This window comes from Pectobacterium sp. HCp5_1 (assembly GCF_032905925.1).
GTDB classification, from domain to species: domain Bacteria; phylum Pseudomonadota; class Gammaproteobacteria; order Enterobacterales; family Enterobacteriaceae; genus Pectobacterium; species Pectobacterium brasiliense_A.
Genome location: NZ_JAUMIO010000023.1, coordinates 47,889 through 70,768 on the forward strand (window position 1 = coordinate 47,889; position 22,880 = coordinate 70,768).

19 protein-coding genes and 1 tRNA gene are annotated in these 22,880 nt (G+C 53.6%); 13 read left to right on the top strand and 7 right to left on the bottom strand.

What is annotated here, in order from left to right; genetic code table 11:
• The first annotated feature begins 15 nt into the window (after positions 1 to 15).
• Positions 16 to 1,218 carry an S-methyl-5-thioribose kinase gene (gene mtnK / locus Q3A88_RS15700; RefSeq protein WP_110164083.1) on the top strand — a complete coding sequence of 401 codons (1,203 nt, stop codon included), beginning with the start codon at positions 16 to 18 and terminating at the stop codon, positions 1,216 to 1,218.
• 65 nt (positions 1,219 to 1,283) lie between these two features.
• On the opposite strand, the gene yajD is transcribed toward mtnK, so the two are convergent.
• Together yajD and fadE are read right to left on the bottom strand one after the other, a co-directional pair.
• A complete protein-coding gene (yajD, locus tag Q3A88_RS15705) occupies positions 1,284 to 1,634 on the bottom strand; it encodes an HNH nuclease YajD (RefSeq protein ID WP_039277633.1) in 351 nt (116 codons plus the stop codon).
• Between the two features lie 98 nt (positions 1,635 to 1,732).
• Positions 1,733 to 4,180, bottom strand: coding sequence for an acyl-CoA dehydrogenase FadE (gene fadE / locus Q3A88_RS15710; RefSeq protein WP_110164082.1), 2,448 nt, complete (start codon positions 4,178 to 4,180; stop codon positions 1,733 to 1,735).
• Between the two features lie 355 nt (positions 4,181 to 4,535).
• On the opposite strand from fadE, the gene lpcA reads away from it, so the two are divergent.
• Together lpcA and Q3A88_RS15720 are read left to right on the top strand one after the other, a co-directional pair.
• Positions 4,536 to 5,117 carry a D-sedoheptulose 7-phosphate isomerase gene (gene lpcA, locus Q3A88_RS15715; protein ID WP_005975726.1) on the top strand — a complete coding sequence of 194 codons (582 nt, stop codon included), beginning with the start codon at positions 4,536 to 4,538 and terminating at the stop codon, positions 5,115 to 5,117.
• A gap of 50 nt (positions 5,118 to 5,167) precedes the next feature.
• A complete protein-coding gene (locus Q3A88_RS15720) occupies positions 5,168 to 5,935 on the top strand; it encodes a class II glutamine amidotransferase (protein WP_205592515.1) in 768 nt (255 codons plus the stop codon).
• Here Q3A88_RS15720 and dpaA read toward each other — a convergent pair.
• Both dpaA and Q3A88_RS15730 read right to left on the bottom strand, forming a co-directional pair.
• Positions 5,906 to 6,661 (bottom strand): peptidoglycan meso-diaminopimelic acid protein amidase, encoded by a 756-nt coding sequence (gene dpaA / locus Q3A88_RS15725; RefSeq protein WP_233991269.1) that lies wholly within the window; start codon positions 6,659 to 6,661, stop codon positions 5,906 to 5,908. The two genes, Q3A88_RS15720 and dpaA, sit on opposite strands and share 30 nt — an antisense overlap.
• 256 nt (positions 6,662 to 6,917) lie before the next feature.
• Positions 6,918 to 7,754 (bottom strand): class I SAM-dependent methyltransferase, encoded by an 837-nt coding sequence (locus Q3A88_RS15730; protein WP_317178263.1) that lies wholly within the window; start codon positions 7,752 to 7,754, stop codon positions 6,918 to 6,920.
• A 169-nt stretch (positions 7,755 to 7,923) separates the two neighbouring features.
• On the opposite strand from Q3A88_RS15730, the gene Q3A88_RS15735 reads away from it, so the two are divergent.
• A complete protein-coding gene (locus Q3A88_RS15735; RefSeq protein ID WP_317178244.1) occupies positions 7,924 to 8,724 on the top strand; it encodes a helix-turn-helix transcriptional regulator in 801 nt (266 codons plus the stop codon).
• A 75-nt stretch (positions 8,725 to 8,799) separates the two neighbouring features.
• Positions 8,800 to 9,858 (top strand): DNA polymerase IV, encoded by a 1,059-nt coding sequence (gene dinB, locus Q3A88_RS15740; protein WP_317178245.1) that lies wholly within the window; start codon positions 8,800 to 8,802, stop codon positions 9,856 to 9,858.
• A gap of 66 nt (positions 9,859 to 9,924) precedes the next feature.
• Here dinB and pepD read toward each other — a convergent pair whose 3' ends face one another.
• Positions 9,925 to 11,385 (bottom strand): beta-Ala-His dipeptidase, encoded by a 1,461-nt coding sequence (gene pepD, locus Q3A88_RS15745; protein WP_039280312.1) that lies wholly within the window; start codon positions 11,383 to 11,385, stop codon positions 9,925 to 9,927.
• 330 nt (positions 11,386 to 11,715) lie between these two features.
• Between pepD and gpt the strand changes: the two genes are divergently transcribed.
• Positions 11,716 to 12,174 (top strand): xanthine phosphoribosyltransferase, encoded by a 459-nt coding sequence (gpt, locus tag Q3A88_RS15750; RefSeq protein WP_010282559.1) that lies wholly within the window; start codon positions 11,716 to 11,718, stop codon positions 12,172 to 12,174.
• A gap of 263 nt (positions 12,175 to 12,437) precedes the next feature.
• Positions 12,438 to 13,685: an esterase FrsA gene (frsA, locus tag Q3A88_RS15755; protein WP_317178246.1), complete on the top strand. Its 1,248-nt coding sequence runs from the start codon at positions 12,438 to 12,440 to the stop codon at positions 13,683 to 13,685.
• 80 nt (positions 13,686 to 13,765) lie between these two features.
• Here frsA and Q3A88_RS15760 read toward each other — a convergent pair whose 3' ends face one another.
• Positions 13,766 to 14,101, bottom strand: coding sequence for a 5-carboxymethyl-2-hydroxymuconate Delta-isomerase (locus Q3A88_RS15760; protein ID WP_317178247.1), 336 nt, complete (start codon positions 14,099 to 14,101; stop codon positions 13,766 to 13,768).
• A 123-nt stretch (positions 14,102 to 14,224) separates the two neighbouring features.
• Here Q3A88_RS15760 and Q3A88_RS15765 point away from each other — a divergent pair, with 123 nt between their 5' ends.
• The 5 genes from Q3A88_RS15765 to proA all read left to right on the top strand — a co-directional run bounded on the left by Q3A88_RS15765 (position 14,225) and on the right by proA (position 21,397).
• Positions 14,225 to 16,306, top strand: coding sequence for an ankyrin repeat domain-containing protein (locus tag Q3A88_RS15765; RefSeq protein ID WP_317178248.1), 2,082 nt, complete (start codon positions 14,225 to 14,227; stop codon positions 16,304 to 16,306).
• 11 nt (positions 16,307 to 16,317) lie between these two features.
• On the top strand, positions 16,318 to 18,417 hold the full coding sequence (locus tag Q3A88_RS15770) for an ankyrin repeat domain-containing protein (RefSeq protein WP_317178249.1): 2,100 nt from the start codon (positions 16,318 to 16,320) through the stop codon (positions 18,415 to 18,417).
• A gap of 114 nt (positions 18,418 to 18,531) precedes the next feature.
• Positions 18,532 to 18,906 carry a sigma factor-binding protein Crl gene (gene crl, locus Q3A88_RS15775; RefSeq protein WP_317178250.1) on the top strand — a complete coding sequence of 125 codons (375 nt, stop codon included), beginning with the start codon at positions 18,532 to 18,534 and terminating at the stop codon, positions 18,904 to 18,906.
• Between the two features lie 123 nt (positions 18,907 to 19,029).
• A complete protein-coding gene (gene proB / locus Q3A88_RS15780) occupies positions 19,030 to 20,133 on the top strand; it encodes a glutamate 5-kinase (protein WP_014916394.1) in 1,104 nt (367 codons plus the stop codon).
• Between the two features lie 10 nt (positions 20,134 to 20,143).
• Entirely contained in the window at positions 20,144 to 21,397 is a 1,254-nt protein-coding gene (gene proA, locus Q3A88_RS15785) for a glutamate-5-semialdehyde dehydrogenase (protein ID WP_317178251.1), read from the top strand.
• A 308-nt stretch (positions 21,398 to 21,705) separates the two neighbouring features.
• Here proA and Q3A88_RS15790 read toward each other — a convergent pair whose 3' ends face one another.
• A complete protein-coding gene (locus tag Q3A88_RS15790; RefSeq protein WP_317178252.1) occupies positions 21,706 to 22,125 on the bottom strand; it encodes a hypothetical protein in 420 nt (139 codons plus the stop codon).
• 525 nt (positions 22,126 to 22,650) lie between these two features.
• Between Q3A88_RS15790 and Q3A88_RS15795 the strand changes: the two genes are divergently transcribed.
• A tRNA-Thr gene (locus Q3A88_RS15795) sits at positions 22,651 to 22,726 on the top strand.
• Positions 22,727 to 22,880: the final 154 nt, after the last annotated feature.

The window sequence follows — 22,880 nt, forward strand, 5'->3', positions numbered from 1 at the left end:
TAGCGAGGAGTTGGAATGTCACTTTACCGCACTTTTACGGCGGATGACGCTGTTGAATATGCCCGCCAGTACGGCGGTGTCAGTCAGCCGCAAACGCTGGTAGCCGCAGAAGAGATCGGCGATGGCAATCTGAATCTGGTGTTTAAAATTAAAGATGAAGCGGGCGTTAGTCGGGTCATTGTCAAACAGGCGCTGCCTTATGTGCGCTGCGTCGGGGAATCCTGGCCGCTGACGCTTGATCGTGCCCGCATTGAAGCCGAAACGTTGCTGACGCACGCGCGGTTTTGTCCACAGCATACCGTGACCGTACTACACCACGATCCCGAACTGGCGGTGATGGTGCAAGAAGATCTCTCCGATCATCGTATCTGGCGCAGCGAGTTGGTTAAGGGCGCGGATTATCCTCAGGCGGCGGCACAGCTGGGAGAATATCTGGCGCAGACGTTATTCCATACCTCTGATTTTCATCAGCATCCACATGAGAAGAAAGCGGCGGTAAGCCAGTTCACTAACCCCGAACTGTGTCAGATTACCGAAGATCTTTTCTTTACCGACCCTTATATCGATCATGAAAGAAACCAGTTTGATGCCGCGCTGACGCCGGATGTGCTGGCATTGCGTGACGATCGGGTGCTGAAGCTGGCGGTTGCCGGGCTGAAGCATGGCTTCCTGAGCAAAGCCGAGGCGCTGCTGCACGGTGACATCCACAGTGGGTCGATCTTTGTCGCAGAAGGGCGCTTAAAAGCGATTGATGCTGAATTCGGTTTTTACGGGCCGATTGGCTTTGATGTCGGCACGGCAATTGGCAATCTGCTGCTGAATTATTGTGGCCTGCCGGGGCTGTTGGCTCCGCGCGAGGCGGCGGCTGGGCGCGAACGACGTCTGGAAGATATTCGTACGCTGTGGCAGACCTTTTCCGCCCGTTTTCTGGCATTGAGCGAAAGTGAAAGCCACGATCCGGCACTGGCGGAATCGGGCTATGTCGCGCTGTTTTTACAGCAGGTGTGGCGGGATGCCGTTGGCTACTGCGGCACTGAACTGATTCGCCGCACGATTGGGCTGGCGCACGTTGCCGATCTGGATAGTATTCAGGAGGCGGAAGCACGTTTAGCGTGTCAGCGTCATGCTATTTCGCTGGGTAGAACGCTGGTGCTGGCAGCTCCGCATATTGCAGATGTGGATGCGCTGCTGGCACGTGTACGGCAGAGCGGTGCCTAGTCGTCGTTAGCCACGCTATTTTATAACCGCTCCCGTCATCGAATCTGATGGGAGCGGCAAACCGATTATTTCTTCCCTTTATTCATCATCGCCTTCAAATCCGCGAAAGGATTATGGGTGGCAACCCCGACATCCTTCTGCGCATCTTCACCCGCGACGACCGTCGAACCGTACATATCCGCATCGGTATATTTTGAATGCTCATTGTCGTGGCAGTAGAGGCACAGCATTTCCCAGTTACTGCCGTCTTCCGGGTTATTGCTGTGATCGTGATCGATGTGGTGAACGGTTAATTCACGCAGGTTGGAATAGACGAATTCGCGTGAACAACGACCACATACCCACGGGAAAAGTTTGAGTGCTTTTTCGCGGTAGCCGCTTTCAAGTCTGGCGTAGTTCTTGGGGATGTAAGCCATGTGTCGGGTTTCATTCAGAAGGAAAGATGATGTGGATTTTACAACTGATGAGTATCTAAAAGAAAGAACAGGCCACCATATTGGCGGCCTGATTCTGTTTATGCTGCTTCGGTTTTTCTTTCCGGTTGCGTTACGGGCGCGGGCTTGTTGGCGGCCAGTGCGTCGAACGCAAAGTCATCCACGTTGATTGAACGTAAGCGGCTGGCTTCGGCTTTGGTCAGAATATCCGCTTCTTCTGCGGTAATCTGGCCTTCCACCAGCGCCTGCTCTGCCAACTGATCCAATCGCATGAACGGCAGCGGTTTGTCGCTGGCCTTCGACAGGCGTTGGTAAATCGGCTCGGCAGCCATGATATCCAGCAGTGCTTCTTCCAGCAGCCCGATAGGGTTGTGTTCGCTGGCAACCAGATATTGACCGCGTCCCAGACGGCTGCGCGTTTCTGACGGTGTTTGCAGAATCTTCGCGACCTCATGGTCGAGGCGGTCAGACGGTGCCGGGCAGCGCAGACCCAGCGGGAAGATGATGAACGTCAGCAGCCCTGCGACGGCACGATTCGGGAAGTTACGCAGCAGATCGTCCAGCGCCTGCTCGGCCTGATGCAGACTGTCCTGCACGCCCCAGTGCACCAGCGGTAAATCCGCTTTCTGACGCCCTTCGTCCTCATAGCGTTTCAGCGTCGCGGAAGCCAGATAGAGCTGGCTGAGAACATCCCCCAGACGTGCCGAGATACGCTCACGACGTTTCAGGCTGCCGCCCAATACCGCCATCGACACATCCGCCAGCAGGGCCAGGTTTGCGCTGAGTCGGTTGAGCTGCTGATAGTAGCGACGTGTTTTGTCGTTCACTGGTGCGCTACTCAGGCGGCCGTTGGTCAACCCAAGCCAGAAGCTGCGTACTTTGTTGCTGCCGACGTGGCCGATGTGACCCACCAGCGAACGGTCAAAGCGTGATACGTCGTTTTCCTGCGCGGCTGCCATCTCTTCCAGTACATAAGGGTGGCAGCGGATGGCACCTTGCCCGAAGATGATCATACTGCGCGTCAGAATATTCGCCCCTTCCACGGTAATCGCAATCGGTGCGCCCTGATAGCTGCGCGCCAGGAAGTTGGACGGGCCAAGACAGATGCCTTTACCGCCGGCGATATCCATCGCATCCATCACGCTGCGCTGACCACGGTGGGTACAGTGATATTTGACGATAGCGGAGAGCACAGCCGGTTTTTCGCCCTGCATGATGCCGCTGGTAATCAGCGTTGCGGCGGCGTCCATCACGTAAGCGTTACCCGCGATGCGTGCCAGCGGCTCTTCGATACCTTCCATCTTACCTATGGAGATTTTGAACTGGCGGCGAATGTGCGCGTAAGCACCGATGCCGAGGGCAATCGATTTCAGCCCACCGGTAGAGTTGGACGGTAGCGTAATACCGCGTCCGACCGACAGACACTCCATCAGCATACGCCAGCCCTGACCCGCCATCTTCGCGCCGCCGATGATGTAATCCAGCGGAACAAAAATGTTCTCACCTTGCGTCGGGCCATTCTGGAACGGCACGTTCAGTGGGAAATGGCGGCGGCCGATTTTAACGCCGTCGGTGTCCGTCGGAATCAACGCACAGGTAATACCTACGTCGTCTTGATCGCCTAACAGATGATCGGGATCGTACAGCTTAAAGGCCAGCCCCAGCACGGTGGCGACGGGGGCGAGAGTGATATAGCGTTTATTCCAGGTCAGGCGCATGCCCACGACCTGTTCACCGCGCCAGTTGCCGTAGCAGACAATGCCGGTATCGGGAATCGAGCCTGCATCCGAACCCGCTTCCGGGCTGGTCAGCGCAAAGCAGGGAACTTCCTGACCACGTGCCAGACGTGGCAAGTAGTGATCTTTTTGCGCTTCTGTCCCGTAATGTTGCAGCAGTTCGCCGGGGCCGAGTGAGTTAGGTACGCCGACGGTGATCGCCACAATGCTGGAAACACCCGCCAGTTTTTGCAGTACCTGCGCCTGTGCATAGGCCGAGAATTCCAGCCCGCCGTACTGCTTCTTGATGATCATGGCGAAGAAGCGGTGCTCTTTTAAGTATTCCCACAGTTCTAGCGGGATATCGGCGCGTTCGTGGGTGATTTCAAAGTCGTTTGCCATTCGGCAGGCTTCAGCAACCGGCCCGTCGATAAACGCCTGCTCTTCGGCGGTCAGCTGTGGACGCGGATAGTTATGCAGCTTTTTCCAATCCGGCGCGCCGCGAAACAGATCGCCTTCCCACCAGGTTGTCCCGGCATCAATCGCTTCTTTTTCCGTGTTCGACATCGGCGGCATGACCTTCTGGAACATGCGCAGCGCGGAAGCGGAAACCAGCTTTTGGCGCAGAGCCGGAACCGTAATCGGAATCAGCAGAATCACGAGCGGAATCATCAGCCAGACGGGCCACAGCAACATAGCGGACATGGCTGCGAAGTAGGCCAGCAGGATGGCGCTGCCGAGCAGCAGACTGAGCCGATGGTAAAACATCGCTCCTATAATAATCAGTAGGAGGAGGATACTGACAGCAACCATAACGTGTCTCCAGCATTGTGATCGAATGGAGGGTTTTCACCTTTCCACCAGGCGTTACGTGGCAGTGGAAAGCGAGAACCGTTTTTATCAGTGAAATAAGGCGTAATAGGTCAATGTCATAAGAGGTCTGACCTGTTGCTTATATTCGTTGTAGTTTATCTGATTATTTTTATCAATTCGTTTACATCATAATTACAACTCACTTCACAAACCGAGCGGCAGTCGTGTGTTTTCTGACGGGCATCAGCGATCCTCTCAATCCCGTGATTACGCGCTTCTCGCTGTTGGTACGATCCGCTACACTGCTGGACAATAGAGAATAGAATGTTGTCACCAGACAAAATGAGAGGATTCCATGTATCAGGATTTAATCCGTAGTGAACTGAAAGAAGCGGCAGAAACACTGAATAATTTCTTGAGTGATGATGCGAACATTCAGTCGATTCAAAATGCTGCGGTACTGCTGGCTAACGCGTTTAAAGCGGGCGGTAAAGTGATCTCCTGCGGTAACGGTGGTTCACACTGTGATGCCATGCACTTTGCCGAAGAGCTGACGGGGCGCTATCGCGAGAATCGTCCGGGTTATCCGGCCATTGCGATTTCCGATCCGAGCCACCTGTCCTGCGTCAGCAACGATTTTGGCTATGATTTTGTCTTCTCGCGCTATGTCGAATCGCTGGGACGTGAAGGCGATGTGCTGCTGGGTATTTCCACTTCGGGCAACTCCGGCAACATTATTAAAGCCATTGCCGCAGCAAAAGCGAAGGGCATGAAGGTCATTACGCTGACCGGGAAAGACGGCGGTAAAATGGCGGGTTCAGCCGACGTGGAAATTCGTGTTCCGCACTTTGGCTATGCCGACCGTATTCAGGAAATCCATATCAAAGCGATTCACATCCTGATTCAACTGATTGAAAAAGAGATGGCGGATCAGTAAGCCACGTTAATACGCTCTAAAAGGGCAAGAAGGGAAGGGTAGAAAGTCAGATGTGTGAACTGCTGGGGATGAGCGCGAATGTACCGACGGATATCTGCTTTAGCTTTACCGGGCTGATACAGCGCGGTGGGAAAACCGGACCGCATCGGGATGGCTGGGGAATTACCTTTTATGAAGGGAACGGCTGTCGTACGTTCAAAGATCCGCTGCCAAGCTATAATTCGCCGATTGCTCGGCTGGTGCAGGATTACCCTATCAAATCATGTGCGGTGGTTTCACACATCCGGCAGGCCAATCGCGGCGCGGTGTCGCTGGAAAATACCCATCCCTTTACGCGCGAGCTGTGGGGGCGGAATTGGACGTTCGCCCACAACGGGCAACTGAAAGGCTACCACACCCTGAAAACGGGCATGTTTCGCCCTGTTGGCCAGACGGACAGCGAATTTGCTTTCTGCTGGCTGCTGTCCCAACTGGCTGAACGCTACCCGCGTACGCCGGGCAACTGGCCAGCGGTATTCCGCTATATCGCCAAACAGGCGGATGTCTTGCGGGAGAAAGGCGTGTTTAACATGCTGCTGTCGGACGGGCGCTTTGTGATGGGGTACTGCTCAACCAAACTCTACTGGATCACTCGTCGCGCGCCGTTTGGTAAAGCGACGCTGTTGGATCAGGATGTGGAGATTGATTTTCAGCAGCAGACGACACCCAATGATGTCGTCACCGTGCTGGCGACGCAGCCGCTAACGGGCAACGAAACCTGGCATCAGATTATGCCAGGTGAATTCGTTCTATTTTGTTTCGGCGAGCGCATACTTTAAGGTCGGCTGGCTGGTCATCAACGGTGGGTTAACGACGTATTGTCCGTTAAACACCGTGACGGCCGGTGGCTGATTATGCTGATTAAAATAGGCATACCCCGGCTGAAGCTGCTTCCAGAAGCTGGCGTAGGTGGAATTTCGGTGGCGCTGCATGTTCTGTTCCGTCATACGGAACGGGTAGATGGCGATATCAATCTTCGCCTGCCCGTTGCGCAACGCAGCTTCGGCATAGCGATAAATCTCATCCATGTAGGTGTTGGTCATGGCATAGCAGCCGACCGACACACACTCACCGTGGATCATCAAATAGCGACCAGAATATCCCTGTGATTTATCATAATCGTTGGGGAAGCCGATATTGATCGCGCGGTAATATTGGCTGTCTGGCTTGAGCTGGCGCAGATCGACCTGATAGAAACCTTCCGGGCTTTTTAAATCGCCTTCAACGCGTTTTGGTCCTAATCCGCCTGAATATTTACAGATGGGGTATTGTTCCAATAAACGGTATTCGTTACCGACTTTCGCATAAAGTTCGAATATTCGCTCTTCTTTAAAGATCTGAATATAGATCGGAGAGCCTAATAATTGCTGTTTTAATTCTTTTGCTATCGGCGCTAGCGGTGGTGCGGTCTCGCTGGCGGCGCTGGTAACAACACTGGCTTCGCTGGTAATAACAAGAGAAGGCAAAAAAAACAACATCGCAAACGACAGCGCGATTTTTTGCATTATGATTCCTGATAATAAAATTGCCTGCTACACGCGGCATCCGCGCCGCGCTACTGGTGTTTTAGCGAAAGCGTGGGGACAGCCGTTATCGGTATATATTCCGTCGGCGAATAGGTCACGACGAAAACGAAATCACATTATCATTGGTTTCATATTAATCAAGCGTTGAAAAGCGCTAAAAAATAACATTTACAAAAAACGACCCGAAAGGATGCGGGCCGTCCAATTTGAGGTCGTTAATTGCGGGGAAAGCGTATCAGGCGCGAGTGGCTTCTATCATCATAATGTCGGTGACAAAGGAACCATCTGTCTGTACGTCAAAATGCTGTACCACTTCGTCCGGCAGCGTTTTTTGCAGTTCACGAATCGCGACCGCGAAATGTTCTGGCGTGCGCATACGGGCGATCCAACTGCTGAACTCCAGCGTCAGCTTATCGCTGGTGACGTTACGCACGATAAACCCTGCGTCGGTAAAGAAGCTCAGCCATTCGCCCGGCGCGTAATTGCGCACGTGTGAGGTATCGCGCAGCTTTTCTACCGTCTGCAAATAGCTGTCCAGCAGCGGATGACCGGGCGAAACGACATCCATCATGATCACGCGCCCACCCGGTTTCAGGACGCGCCGCATTTCACGTAACGCCTGTCCGACATCATGCCAGTGATGCGCAGAATAACGGCTGATGATGATATCTGCGCTGCTATCCTCGAACGGCAAAGACTCGGCGACACCTTGCTGAACGCGGATGTTATTCAGCCCTTTCTGCGCCGCAGCCTGACTCACCACGTCCAGCATTTGGGAAGACAAATCGTAGGCGACAACCTCCGCGACAGCCTGTGCGGCAACGAAGCTGGCATGTCCGGCACCGCAACCGGCGTCGATCACGCGCGCCTGCGGGAAAGGCGCTAATAAAGCGGCCAGTTGGGTTAAATCTTTGCCCTGCGCATGCACTGCGCTGGTCAGGTAGTTCTGCGCCTGTGAGCCGAACTGATGTTCGACGCGATGATTATGGTTCTGTTTTTCTTCCATCATTGCTCTCGCTTTATTTATCTGAACTGTTTTCGTTTCATCATGGATTAAACGGCGGCGCGCCAGCCACTAAAGAAGACGTCGGTCTGAGAACACTATAGTGAGGAGAAAATACGGGTACAATATGAGCATTTATACGGGTATAAAATACTCCCTGTTTGATTAACCTGTTTTTCATTAATGCCGCCGCCATCGCAAGCCACCTATACGAGCGGGATGAAAAGGACACCTGATTATGTCTGCACATTCGTTTATACCTGCCAATTCGCTGAGTGGCCCAAAAGCGCTGGGGGCTTTCTTACGGGTGCTGCGTGAGCGGACTACGCCGGAAATGGTCGGCCTGCCAGCCTCTGGGCGGCGGCGCACCAGCGGATTACGTCGCGAAGAGCTGGCGCAAATCGCCCGCATCAGCACCACCTGGTATACCTGGCTTGAACAAGGGCGTGATGTGTCCGCTTCGGCATCGGCGCTACTCCGCGTGTCGCAGGCGTTAAAACTGGAACCCGCAGAGCATGATTATCTTTTTAGCCTTGCTGGCGTGAAAGATCCTCAGAAGCAGAATAGGGCAACGCCGCCGGATGCGCAGATTGCCGCCAGCCTGCATCACATTACTTGTCCTGCGTATCTTCTGGATGGCAGTTGGAATATGCTGGCGTGGAATGCGCCGTCGGCACAGCTGTTTGCCGGATGGCTGGGGAACGATCCCGAGCCTAACCTGCTGCGTTTCATGTTTCTGAATCCGCTGGCTCGATCGCTGGTGGTTAATTGGCCGGAACGCGCGAAGCGGGTGGTGGCGGAGTTCCGCGCGGAATCAAGCCATTACGCGCCGACTGACGCCGTTCGGCAAATCGTGATGTCGCTGTGTGAAGAAAGCCGTGAATTCAATCTCTGGTGGTCACAGCAGGCGGTAACCGCCCGTGAAGGCGGCGAGCGACGTTTCCACCATCCTTCGCTTGGCGATATTGCCTATCATCAACAGACTTTCCACCCTGCCATGCAGAGCGAATTTAAGCTGGTTATGCTGATCGCCCAGTAAACGCGGCAGGCATCGCGCAGCTTGTCTATACTGACTTTGATCTGTATATTCATACAGTATTGTCAGAGGGCCAGTATGCGCAAAATCATTCATGTTGATATGGACTGCTTCTACGCAGCAATTGAGATGCGTGATAACCCGCGCCTGCGCGATATTCCTCTGGCGATTGGTGGAAGCGCCGATCGCCGTGGCGTCATCAGCACAGCTAACTACCCTGCCCGACGCTACGGTGTCCGCAGTGCGATGGCGACGGCAACCGCCTTGCGTCTCTGTCCACACCTCACGTTGTTGCCTGGGCGCATGGACGTGTATAAGTCCACCTCGCGCCAAATTCGCGAGATCTTCGCTCGCTACACGTCGCTGATCGAACCGCTTTCTCTGGATGAAGCCTATCTGGATGTCACCGATAGCCCGCACTGCAACGGTTCGGCGACGCGCATCGCCGAAGAAATCCGTCGAACCATCGCGGATGAACTGAATCTGACCGCCTCGGCGGGGATTGCGCCGATCAAGTTTCTGGCGAAGATCGCCTCTGAGTTAAATAAGCCGAATGGGCAATATGTAATTACACCGGAGCAGGTGGATGATTTCCTGTTGGCGCTACCGCTGGAGAAGATCCCCGGCGTGGGGAAAGTGACGGCGAAACGGCTGGAAGAACGTGGCCTGCATACCTGCGCGGATGTTCGGGGGTATGCGCTGGCGGATCTGCTGAAAGAATTCGGCAAGTTTGGCCGCGTGCTGTGGGAACGGTGTCAGGGGATTGATGAGCGACGGATTTCACCCGATCGGCTGAGGAAATCGGTTGGCGTGGAAAAGACGCTGGCGCAGGATATTAACGACTGGGAACAGTGTGAAAATCTGATCGAACAGCTTTATGAGGAGCTGGAAGTCCGCCTGAAACGGGTGAAGCCCGATCTGCATATTGCGCGTCAGGGCGTCAAACTCAAGTTTGATGATTTTCAGCAAACGACGCAGGAGCATGTGTGGCCGGTACTGAATAAACAGGATCTGTTGAAGCTGGCGCGGCAAACCTGGCAGGAGCGGCGTAAATCCAGAGGCGTCCGGCTGGTTGGGCTGCATGTGACGCTGCTCGACCCGCAAATTGAGCGACAGCTGGTGTTTGATTGGGGATAAGGCTGTTGAGTTGAGGATAAAAAAGGGCGACGTCTATGCGCCGCCCTGAATTTTACGACTACGCGATTAAGCGCGTGGCGGAATCGCTTTCAGCAGCGCTGTCAGCAATTTCCAGTACAGATCGACGCTGCCGATATGCACTTGTTCATCCGGCGAGTGTGGCCCGGTGATGGTCGGTCCAATGGAAACCATATCCATGTCTGGGTACGGCTTTTTGAACAGACCGCATTCCAGACCGGCGTGAATCACCATGATGTTCGGCGTCTTGTTGAACAGCTTCTGATACGTTTCGCGTACCAGCGCCATGACCGGCGAATGCGCATCCGGCTGCCAGCCTGGGTAGCCGCCTTTCGGTGACGTTTTCGCGCCAGCCAACTGGCCCAGCGCCGTCAGCGTACCGACGACGGCGTCTTTACCGCTGTCGATCAGTGAACGAATCAGGCAGATAATTTCCGCGTGGTCGTCTTCCATCGTCACAACGCCGAGGTTCAGCGACGTTTCTACCACGCCTTTGACTTCGTCGCTCATGCGGATCACGCCGTTCGGCGTGGCGTTGAGCAGTGCCAGCAGGCGGTCGCGGCTGTCTTGCGTCAACGGATGCTCATTGCTGTCGCTGGCTTCCACCAGCACGGTCACGTTTTTCTCAACGGCGGACAGTTCATTTTTCAGTACGGCCAGATAGTCCTGGCTCAGCGCTTTCAACTGCTCGACGTTAGCGGCAGGCAGCGACAGCGTGGCGAAGGCTTCACGCGGAATCGCGTTACGCAGCGTCCCGCCGTTCAGATCGAGAATGCGGAGATCCAGCGCCTTCGCCTGCTCGAACAGGAAACGTGCCAGCAGCTTGTTGGCGTTGCCCAGTCCCAGATGGATGTCACCGCCGGAGTGGCCGCCTTTCAGCCCTTTAATCGTCAGCTTCAGCGTGTGGTAACCAGCAGGTGGCAGTTCACGCACCAGCGGCAGGCGGGTAATGAAATCAATACCGCCGGCGCAACCCATGTAGATCTCGCCTTCTTCTTCCGAATCGGTATTGATCAGGATTTCACCCTGAAGCCAGTTAGGTTGCAGACCAAACGCGCCATCCATACCGGCTTCTTCTGTCATGGTCAGCAGCACTTCCAGCGGGCCGTGTTCAACGTTCGGATCGGCCAGCACCGCCAGCGCAGAAGCCATACCGATGCCGTTATCCGCGCCCAGCGTGGTACCGCGTGCTTTCAGCCATTCGCCGTCAACATAAGGCTGGATCGGATCGGTAGTGAAATCGTGTACGGTGTCGTTGTTTTTCTGCGGCACCATGTCCAGATGCGCCTGCAACACGACAGGTTTGCGATTTTCCATACCTGCGGTTGCCGCTTTGCGCAGCAGAATATTGCCGACCTGATCGCGCTCGGTATAGATGCCTTTCTCTTTAGCCCATTCCAGAATGTGCGCGGCCAATGCTTCTTCATGATAAGACGGGTGCGGAATGGAACAGATCTTGGCGAAAATATCCCACAGCGGCTGGGGGGAAAGTTGAGACAATTCAGACACTATTTCAGTCTCCTTTTTAGCGGCCAGCCTTCGCGTTCTGGCGGGCAGGGCTATAGGTTAAAAGTTAATCGCAGTTAGCCATATAACATGGCGTGTCACAACAGAATATCATTTTCCATCAAAGCAGGGGAATTGCCGTCGGCTCTGCCTTATTTTTACTGCTGCAATATGAACCAATGGGGTCGGCAGGGCGCAGGTTGTCAGGAAAAACTCGATTCTCACGTTGAGAAAAACTGGTTTTTATGTTGTTGGCTATCTATAATCTCGCGCAACCTTTTTCCCCCCTCAGACTCAACTTAAGCCGTTTTTTATTCGGCTGGGATATATTTTATGAGCGAAAAGTACGTCGTAACCTGGGATATGTTGCAAATTCATGCCCGCAAACTGGCACAGCGTTTACTGCCTGCCGATCAATGGAAAGGCATCATTGCCGTTAGCCGCGGTGGTCTGGTGCCAAGCGCGCTGCTGGCGCGTGAGCTGGGCATTCGTCACGTTGATACCGTTTGCATCTCCAGTTATGACCACGACAACCAGCGCGAAATGAAAGTGCTGAAACGTGCCGAGGGAGATGGCGAAGGGTTTATCGTGATTGACGATCTGGTTGACACGGGCGGTACGGCGAAAGCGATTCGTGATATGTACCCGAAAGCGCACTTTGTGACCATTTTCGCGAAACCTGCTGGTAAACCGCTGGTTGACGACTACGTGATCGATATCCCGCAGGACACCTGGATTGAACAGCCGTGGGATATGGGCGTGGTGTTTGTTCCGCCTTTGTCTGGCCGTTAATCGCCCGACCGATAAATATCGATTTCCATCAATGCCCGGTTTAGCCGGGCATTGTCGTTTTTGACGATGGGTATTTATGACGATTAGTGTTTATGGCGACGGTTGTTTCTGAACGGTCGTCATTTCTAGCGCAGGCTTTGATCCGATCGTGTGTTTCTGCTGTTGATGTTTGTCTTCTCTGGCCTGAGTTCGTTACACTTTAGCGGGTGACGAAGAAGTCGTCTGATGTCCGCTAACAGCGGTTTACATTAACGGAGGCTGCTGTGGCGCAAGCTAACCTGTCTGAAACGCTATTCAAACCATCCTTTAAACATCCAGAAACCTCGACGTTGGTCAGACGTACGCGGAATAGTCAGGATGTGCAGGGGCTGCATTCTACGCTGGAAGGGGAGAAGACCCGCAGTTGGTATCGGATGATTAACCGACTGATGTGGATTTGGCGTGGTGTCGACCCGTGGGAAATCGAAGATGTGCTGTCGCGCATCGCTGCCAGCAAAGCTGACAGAAGCAACGAGCAACTGCTCGATACGGTGATCGGCTATCGAGGCGGTAACTGGATTTATGAATGGGCGAAGCAGGGCGCATACTGGCAGCAGCGGGCGTTTGAGAGTCGCGATGAATCGCAAACCGGGCAACTCTGGTTGAATGCCGCCAACCTCTACAGCATTGCTGCCTACCCGCATATTAAAGGCGATGAGCTGGCGGAGCAGGCGCAAACGCTGGCAAACCGCGCCTATGAAGAAGCGGCTAAATATCTGCCTTATGAACTCAAAGAATTAACCTTCCCGATTACGGGCGGCGGTACGCTGACCGGTTTTCTGCATATGCCAGCGCAGGCGAAAGCGCCTTTCCCTACTGTTCTGATGTGTGGCAGCCTGGAAATGTTGCAGAGCGATTATCATCGCCTGTTTCAGGACTATTTTGCGCCAGCGGGCATGGCAATGCTGACGATTGATGTTCCCTCCGTTGGATTTTCTTCCCGCTGGAAGCTGACTCAGGATTCCAGCTTCCTGCATCAGCAGGTCTTGCGCGCGTTACCGGATGTTCCGTGGGTCGATCACACTCGCGTTGCCGCGTTTGGTTTCCGTTTTGGTGCCAATATTGCCGTTCGGCTGGCATATCTGGAATCGCAGCGCTTGCGCGGCGTGGCCTGTCTCGGCCCGGTAGTGCACCACCTGTTAAGCGATCCGACTCGCCAGCAGCAGGTGCCGGATATGTTTATGGATGTGCTGGCGAGCCGACTGGGTATGCCGTTCTCGACGGATACCTCGCTGAAAACCGAACTGGGACGCTATTCGCTGAAAACGCAGGGGCTGCTAGGACGCCGCTGCCCGACGCCGATGCTGGCAGGCTATTGGGATAACGATCCGCTCTGCCCGAAAGAAGAGGCCAGCCTGATTGTGAATTCATCCGCACAAGGGAAACTGCTGCCGGTGAATTTCTCGCCGGTGTACCAGAATTTCCACCGCGCACTACAGCAAATCAGCGGATGGCTGCAGGACAAAGTGTAGAAGAGCGGGCGCAACGCACGGTCTGTGCAGGCGAATCTTCGCTACACAGGCCGCTGTTCCTGCCAGACGATAACCGTCGGTCACAGGATCTTTTTGGCATAGCAAAGCCTGTCCATATCAATCACTTCAACCGTCACTGACAGGTTCTTCAATCCCAGCGCTTCAATCTTCTGAAGTACCCGATTGGAGAGACTGTTTTTCTGCTCCTCCGTCCGCCCGGAAAGCACCTTGATTGCCACATGAATAAAGCTGGCTCGTTCGTCACCTGTCGTGTAGCTATCGTAAGCAAGAGATCTGACTTTGATGTCGCTGCCGTCGCTGGCAAACAAACCGGATTCAAGCGCACCGCGATAGATCGCAGGAAGTAGGGCATTTACATCAATGTCTGACGAATGTTCGGCGATACAATGGGGCATGGGCGTCACTTCTCAATGAACGAAAACGAAGAGACCAGAGTATTGAATACCCCGTGTCGAACGGCAATGCTTTTTCAGGAAAGCCTGTGCGGATAAGGGGAGAGATAGGGGCCGTCATGCCAGATGGTTCATAAACAATTTTTACCCGTTTGGGGATCGTTGAAGGATGCAATGATGTGGGGAATATTGTCTCGTCAGCAGCAAAGCCTGCATGACATCTGCTGTTCAGCATTACCGCTGGAAAAGAAAAAACGACAAATCGACCGCTTTCTGGCACAGGGTGGCAGCATCAATGAAAGGCAGCCTCATAATGCTAATGTACTCGGTTTGCTTACGGTAAGTACGGACGCACCGGATACAGAGCTGGTTCGTTACCTGCTGGATAAAGGGGCTTTTATTGAACAGCCTGGAGGATTCAGCGCATTGCATAATGCGATCGAGTTTTTCCATCTGGAGCTTGCCGAGCTTTATCTTCAGTACGACGCTGATGTGCACTACCTCAATTTCTTCAGCAATTCGTGGCTGAACTACCTGTACTGTCCTCAGGATCGACATACCTACACCGACGAGCAGCGTAAGCAAATGCTGGATCTGTTGTTACGCTACGGTTTGGATCTCAATCGTGAAACCATTTTCTGGACATCGCTGGAGACCAGCTTTCCGATTGAGATCGTGCTCTGTGAGAAAGATGTCAGTCTGCTGGAGCACATCTTTCAGCTCGATGTCCCGATTCATTTCGCCGAAACCGGCATTTTTGAACGCATTTTTAACTATAAAAGCGAGTGGCTGCCGCTGCCGCTTTTTCAGCAGATCGTGAAACGGGCGGGGGGAGCGGCTTATCGTGAACCCGGCGTGATTCTTTCCGAAGACAAGAAGATTCGTACCGATGGTTCGCTATTGGAAATGGCCATTTTTTATTGTGCGGATGAGCGACTCTGTGAATGCTTGCTCGATACCTATCCTGATATCCGCTGTGATTTAAGCAATTACAGCTTCGTTCTGGACACGTTACTTAACCGCTATTCGCTTGAATTGGTGGAGCGAATTATTCAAAAAACGGCGGATATCGATCGTCCTTATTCCCTGTTCATTTCTTCTGGCCGGAAAAAACAGAGCGGGTGGGAAGCCGATGCGTACCCTGACGTCGGTAGCTCGGCCATGATGCAGTTTGTGGACAACCGTCTGATAAAGGCGCTGAGCGAGCCTGACTATTACGCCTATTTCTACGATGCCATGAGCCTGTTGCTGCAATACGGCGCGTCGCCTCTGGTCGATAAAATGAGCGGAGGGCGTAGCTATGAAATGCGGAACTGGTCATTGCTTTACCTCGTCTGCGTTGAAATGGTGTCGCAGAATAACTTTCGCCCCGACCTGCTGGATTTACTGGTGGCACACGGTGCGAATTTCAACGTGAAGAAAAGTGCGGTCAGCGAACCGCTCTGCATTACGCTGCTTCAGCGTGGCTACAATTCGACACATGAAGATGTGCTGCTTCAGGTGATGAACTACCTGTACGAACACGGTATGGATTTGCAGGCGACCAATGCTTACCTGATCAATACGGCAGCAGCTGCGGGGATTGGTTCTCGACCACAGGTTTTACAGTGGCTTATTGCACACGGTGTGGATATTCACACCCTGAGCGGATTCGACAATTCCCCCGTTTTGCATAAAACCATCAGCCTGTATAGCGATGAAGCACTGACGCCGGAGCGGCGTGCGGAAACCGTCGCGGTACTGCTGGATAACGGCGCGAATATTGATGAGTTCTCGATTGATGAACAATTCACGCCGCTAATGTGCGCGGCTTACTATGGTGAAGCGAAGTGTGCTGAGGTGTTGCTGGCGCGGGGAGCCAACCCGCATGCCCGCAGTGCCAACGGCATGACGCCCCTGCGCTGTGCGTTACACCGCGCGGATGCGGCGGCGGCGCGAATTGTGACGCTGCTTCATCTGTATGGCGTGACGATAACGCGGGTGGACGAAGAGGGTAACGATCTGCTGGTCCGCTGTATTCGCAATAAACACGAAGCGGTGTTTAAAGCGCTACTGGAGATACTGTCTCCCACTCTGGATGACATGCATCGGCTGCTGGACTGGCTGGCGCAGGGCAACCGCTACTGCTATTTCTCCGATCAGCTACGCCAACAGATTGCGCGACTCAGCGCTGGCGAGCCGTCTTCCCATCATTCGTTGCCGCGATAAGGACGTCGTATATGTTTGGTTCATCTTCCAAAACGGATACGTTAGAGACGATTTGCTTCTCTGATATCCCTACCAGCAAGAAGCGGAAACTGATCGATCGCTATCTGGCGGCTCAGGGCGACATCAACGCGCTGAGTGACGGACAAACCGTTCTGCATCAGTTAAGTCAGGATCGCGACACGGAGATCGATCTTGTCCGCTATCTGCTGGAAAAAGGGGCGAGTATCGAAACGCCTGAGGGCGAAAGCGCGCTCTTCGCGGCTATCACGTCTTACTCTCCTGAGCTTGCGGCGCTGCTTTTACAGCACGGTGCCCAGCTGGATTTTCATGATAATCAGGGGCGCGGCTGGCTACACTGTTTTTTTGATCTGCCCGAAAGCCCGGTCTATACCCATGCTCAGCGCAGTGCGATGTTGGGGGTGTTGCTGGCAAACGGGCTGGATATCAATCAGCCTGTCCTGTTTCATCCCGAGGCTGAGAAACGCCATTCCGTCGATATTCTGCTGGAAAAGCAGGATCGTTTTTTGTTAATGCGGCTGTTCCAGGCGGATAGCCCGGTACGGCTGACGGGGACGTCGATACTGGAAACGGTATTTCGGCACGCCGGAGCATGGATGACGCTGGAGGTGTTTCAGTCGATTGTTGCGCAGGCCGAGCGGGAAGGGATGCGGAAAGCGGGTTTTACGCTGTCATTTCATCATGATCCGAAACATCAGGAACAGAAAACCTCGGTGACCTGGCTGGAAATGGCGCTGCATTGCGGCCTGCCTGCGCCGTTATGTGCGTTCTTGCTGGATACCTTCCCGGATATGCGCTGCGATGTGCCTGCGCACAGCATTCTGCTGGATGCGCTGGAAAGGTCGTTTCCTCCTGCGCTGGTACGGCGTATTGCGGCACGGACTACCGATCTCGATCGCCGTTATCCGCTGCGTTTTGAACAACATGAATCTGACGATGATGACGATGACGCAGAGTATGAACGCGATGCTGAGCGCGAAAATGATGTCAATCAGGGGACGGTGCTGGCGCAATATCTTGTGCTGCGAGCCAAGGCTGCGGTAACGGATAGCCGCGTCCATCGCGTGTTTTCTTCCACCCTTCAGCATCTGTTGGAAGCGGGCGCTTCCCCCAATATTGGCTATACGATGTGGGAAGAGGAAGACGACACGCCGACGACGTGGCCAGCGCTTTATACGCTCTGTGAGGCGATGATCGTCACCGGACAATATCATGCTGATTTGATCGATCTGCTGATAGCGCACGGTGCGGATTTCAGTCAGCAGCAGGTACTGCAAGAAAGCGGTGCGCTTCCGCTGGGGATGGCGCTGCTCCTGTATTCACCGTCCAGCCCGCATGAAAGCGTGCTGCTTGATATTTTCCGACACCTGCATTCCTGTGGGATGAACCTGCATAGCACGGCACCGGACGGGATGAACATGGCTTATGCCGCTGCGGCAGGGTGTCGTCCTCAGGTGCTAAACTGGCTGATTCAACAAGGCGTTAGCCTCAATGCGGAAACCGCAAGTCACCTTGCTCCGCCGCTGCATCGCGTTATTTATAATGTGGTCGTGACGCCGGAAAGGCGTAAAGCGACGCTTGAGGCACTGCTGCAACAGGGGATAGAGAAAGACATCGCGTGGGGCGAACACGGGATGACGCCACTGATGCTGGCGGCGAAACAGGGCGCACAGCATTGTCTTGAGGTTCTGCTGCACTATGGTGCGAACCCGAATGCGCGTGGCGCAGGTGGCATGACGCCCGCGCTGTGTGCGATAACGAGCCGCCGCGCTATTGATTTCCCGCCGCGCCCTGAGTCGGTGTCCGCCCGCATGCTGGCGATGCTGCATGCCTACGGTGCGGATCTCTGTCAAAGCAATGATGATGGAGTAACGCCACTGTCACTCAGCGTGCAGGAAGAGCGGAAAGAGATCTTCGAAGCGCTGCTCAGGCTGACGCCGTTTACGGAAGAACAGCTACGAAGCGTGCTGGACGGCAAGCGTCCGGTTCACGCTTATTTTACTGAACGCCTGCAAACGCTGCTGGCATTGCCTGCGCCACACGCTGAAACAGGGCTTTCACGCTTTGCCGTGCAGCCTAAATTCGTAGCATGACAGCGTATTGTTATTGAGGCAGAAAAGCCGGGCGTCGGGCAGTAACCTGATGCCAGGTGGTTGATAAATTGCCATTCTCTGCTAAAAAGAAGGTTCAACCAGAGGAGATCGTAAATGATATTACCGAGTGGACACCCCAAAAGCCGACTCATGAAAAATTTTACGTCGTTGGGGCCTTATATCCGTGAAGCGCAGTGCGAGGATACCGCGTTCTTCTTTGATTGCCTGGCGGTTTGCGTCAATATCAAGCCTGCGCCAGAAAGTCGTGAGTTCTGGGGCTGGTGGTTGAATTTGGAAGATACTGGCAAAGGCTTTACCTATGACTATCACTACGGTTTGTTCGATAAACAGGGCAACTGGCGTGAAGAAAAAATCAAGGACAAAGCCGTGATGGAACAGGTGGAAAATGCCAGAAAGGCTTTCCATGTCCGTCTGGAGAAACAGCTGCACTCGCTGGAACCCGTCTGTACCCTCGTCGCACGACCGTGATACTTCCCTGACGATCCCCGATTTATTCGCAGGTTTTCGCGTTGTGCCTGTTGGCATAACGCGTCTGTCCTGCTACAACGTTTTCCTTATTCTTATTTTTTGACATTCAACGGCAGAGAAATTATGAGCGGCAGCCAGACTTTGGTTGTGAAACTGGGCACCAGCGTGCTAACCGGCGGTTCGCGCCGTCTTAACCGTGCCCACATTGTTGAACTGGTGCGCCAGTGTGCGCAGCAACATGCGGCAGGGCATCGGATTGTTATTGTCACCTCAGGGGCGATTGCCGCCGGGCGTGAACATTTGGGTTACCCCGAACTCCCCGCCACGATTGCGACCAAACAACTGCTGGCCGCCGTGGGCCAAAGCCGCCTGATTCAACTGTGGGAACAGCTGTTTTCCATCTACGGTATTCACGTCGGGCAGATGCTGCTGACGCGTGCGGATATGGAAGATCGCGAGCGTTTCCTCAACGCGCGCGACACCATGCGGGCGCTGCTGGATAACAATATCGTTCCGGTCATCAATGAAAACGATGCTGTTGCGACCGCTGAGATCAAGGTGGGTGACAACGACAACCTGTCTGCGCTGGCGGCGATTCTGGCCGATGCAGATAAACTGCTGCTGCTGACCGATCAGGCTGGGCTGTTTACCGCCGATCCACGCAATAATCCCGATGCGGAGCTGATCCGTGAAGTCACTGGCATCAACGATGCGCTGCGCAGCATTGCGGGTGATAGCGTATCGGGCCTCGGAACGGGCGGCATGTCGACCAAATTACAGGCTGCCGATGTGGCCTGCCGTGCCGGTATCGACGTGGTGATTGCCGCTGGCAGCAAGCCGGGCGTGATTGGCGATGTGATTGCGGATATCTCCGTCGGAACACGTTTTCATGCGCTCGATGCGCCGCTGGAAAGCCGCAAACACTGGATTTTCGGTGCACCGCCAGCGGGGGAAATTACCGTCGACGACGGCGCGCTCTCGGCGATCCTCGAACGCGGCAGTTCGCTGCTGCCTAAAGGCATCCGCACCGTAGAAGGGAACTTCTCTCGTGGTGAAGTGATCCGCGTGCGTAGTCTGGCGGGCCGCGATGTGGCGCATGCCGTGACGCGCTATAACAGCGATGCACTGCGTATGATTGCCGGACACCATTCTCAACAGATTGCCGAGATTCTTGGCTACGAATATGGTCCGGTGGCTATCCATCGCGACGATATGATTATCAATTAAGGAGTTCGCGATGCTTGAACAAATGGGTAAAGCGGCAAAAGCGGCCTCTTATCAGCTGGCGGTCCTGAGCACGGCGCAAAAAGATCGCGCGCTGCTGACGATTGCGGATTTGCTGGAAGCCGAGAGTGCGACGATTCTGGCGGCTAACGCGCTGGATTTAGCCGATGCACGCCAAAATGGCATGAGTGAGGCGTTGCAGGATCGTCTGCTCTTAACGCAGGACCGGCTGAGCGCGATTGCCAGCGATGTGCGTCAGGTATGTCGCCTGACCGATCCCGTGGGGCAGGTGATTGACGGCAGCATGCTGGATAACGGGCTGAAGCTGGAGCGTCGCCGCGTGCCGCTGGGCGTGGTCGGTGTGATTTATGAAGCGCGCCCGAACGTCACCATTGATGTGGCGTCCCTGTGCCTGAAAACCGGTAACGCGGTGATTCTGCGCGGTGGAAAAGAGACGTACCGCACCAATGCGGCGACGGTAAAAGTGATTCAGCAGGCGTTGTCGCAATGCGGCCTGCCAGCCGCTGCGGTACAGGCGATTGAAAGCCCGGATCGTGAGCTGGTCAATCAGCTGCTGAAGCTGGATCGCTACGTAGATATGCTGATTCCGCGCGGTGGTGCTGGCTTGCATAAGCTGTGCCGTGAACAATCGACAATTCCGGTCATCACTGGCGGTATCGGCGTTTGTCACATCTATGCTGACGACAGCATCGATTTCGACAAAGCGCTGACCGTCATTGAAAGCGCCAAGGTGCAGCGCCCTAGCGCCTGTAACAGCCTGGAAACGCTGCTGGTCAACCAACATATTGCCGACCGTTTCCTGCCAGCGCTGAGCAAGAAAATGGCGGCGGCAGGCGTTACGCTCCACGCCAGCCCATCAGCCATGCCCTATCTGACCGGTGGCCCGGCAAGCGTCGTTGCGGTGGAAGAGGCCAACTATAACGACGAATGGCTCTCTAACGACCTGAACGTTACGCTGGTGGACTCCCTGGATGCGGCGGTTGCCCATATTCGCGAACACGGTACACAGCACTCTGATGCGATTCTGACGCGCTCCTTGAGCAATGCGGAACGCTTCGTGCGTGAAGTGGATTCCTCTGCGGTGTATGTCAACGCCAGTACACGCTTCACCGACGGTGGCCAGTTTGGTCTGGGCGCGGAAGTGGCGGTCAGTACCCAGAAACTGCATGCGCGCGGCCCAATGGGGCTGGAAGCGCTGACCACCTATAAGTGGATTGGTTATGGTGACGATTTGATTCGCGCCTAATCAATGCATAGCTGCGTATATCGAGAGATATGCGCAGCGTTATTTTCACTCCGTTTTATTACTTTTCTCTTTTTGTCTAAATAAGACATCTCATTCCAATTGTGAATTTTTTCTGTGTTATATGTATTTAACGTAAAATGTAATACAGCAATAGAATTGCAATAAAATAACCGCATCAGAGAAATATCCTCCAATAGTAACAGGCTATGCTTTGTGCGGCGTATTCACAAATACATAACCTGTCTTGCTATCGGAGGATAAAGGGTAATAATGACTTATCCTCTATTACAATAGTGCGTTATTTCATATTAACGCTGATGCTTCTCTGCGGCATTGTGGATGGAGTCGGCGGTTTCACGAGCATTCTTTTCCGCGCGGCTGTTAAAATTATCCGCTTTCGATTTGACGTCAGCCCAGCCTTTTTTGGCGTCATTTCTGGCTTCGGGTTCTCGGGATTTCACATCGGCTTTGATTTTATCTGCCCGTTCTCTGGCTTCTGGCTCCCTTGATTTGAGATCCGCTTTGAAATCATTTGCTTTTTCTCGCGCCTGGACTTCATGCTCATGCGCCTTGGTTCGCGCTTCTGACGCTTTTTCTCTCGCTTCAGTGCGATTGTGACTGAGGGCCGATTCTGCTGACGCCCGGGCGGAATCCAGACCATTTGCTGCCACCATGCCAATGTAACTGGTTCCCAAAATTAAGCCTAAAAACAGTGGTTTCATATTCATGGTCTATTTCCTCTTACCGCGCTCTATGACTACGCTAGCAATAACCTTGTCGTCGAAAAAATATTATTGAAAACTTCACATTAAGAACACTGCCTTGTCGTCTTGGTTATTTAAGTAGAGCAAAATAGAAAATAAAAAGAATAGGGAATTATCCTAAACAGTACACTTGGGTTTTGTTATGTATTGCATTTATATCGGAAAGGTAAAAAGATATTTTTATTGTAAATATCATGCTTTATAAAAAAGGAATATTTATCTGCAAATAAAACGGTGTTTTCACATGATTAGGGATGTCTTTCTGGTACTTCACCCGAAGAACATGGTGACATAGGAAACATGCTCCGCATGCGCGTCCGTTAAGCCGAAAAGCTATAGCCTATAGCGTTATTAGCACGGAAAATTATCAGAACAGCGTGGATGCTGATAAAACCAGCAGACGATCGCCAAACGCTTGACTTGACGTACCATTATCACTAATTTGTCACCCCGTAGTTTACGTCTGGCTCTCGCCACGACGATCCCAAAGCCGATATAGCTCAGTTGGTAGAGCAGCGCATTCGTAATGCGAAGGTCGTAGGTTCGACTCCTATTATCGGCACCATAAAATCAATAAGTTATGTGTATTTTAGATTGCTTGCATTGTATGCCAAAACATTATGTAACGGCGTATGTAAGTAAATTCTGTCAACTCAGATCAACACTATTTATAGATGAATGACGCCTATATTGCGAAATCGATCGTGGCTTAGGTCTAG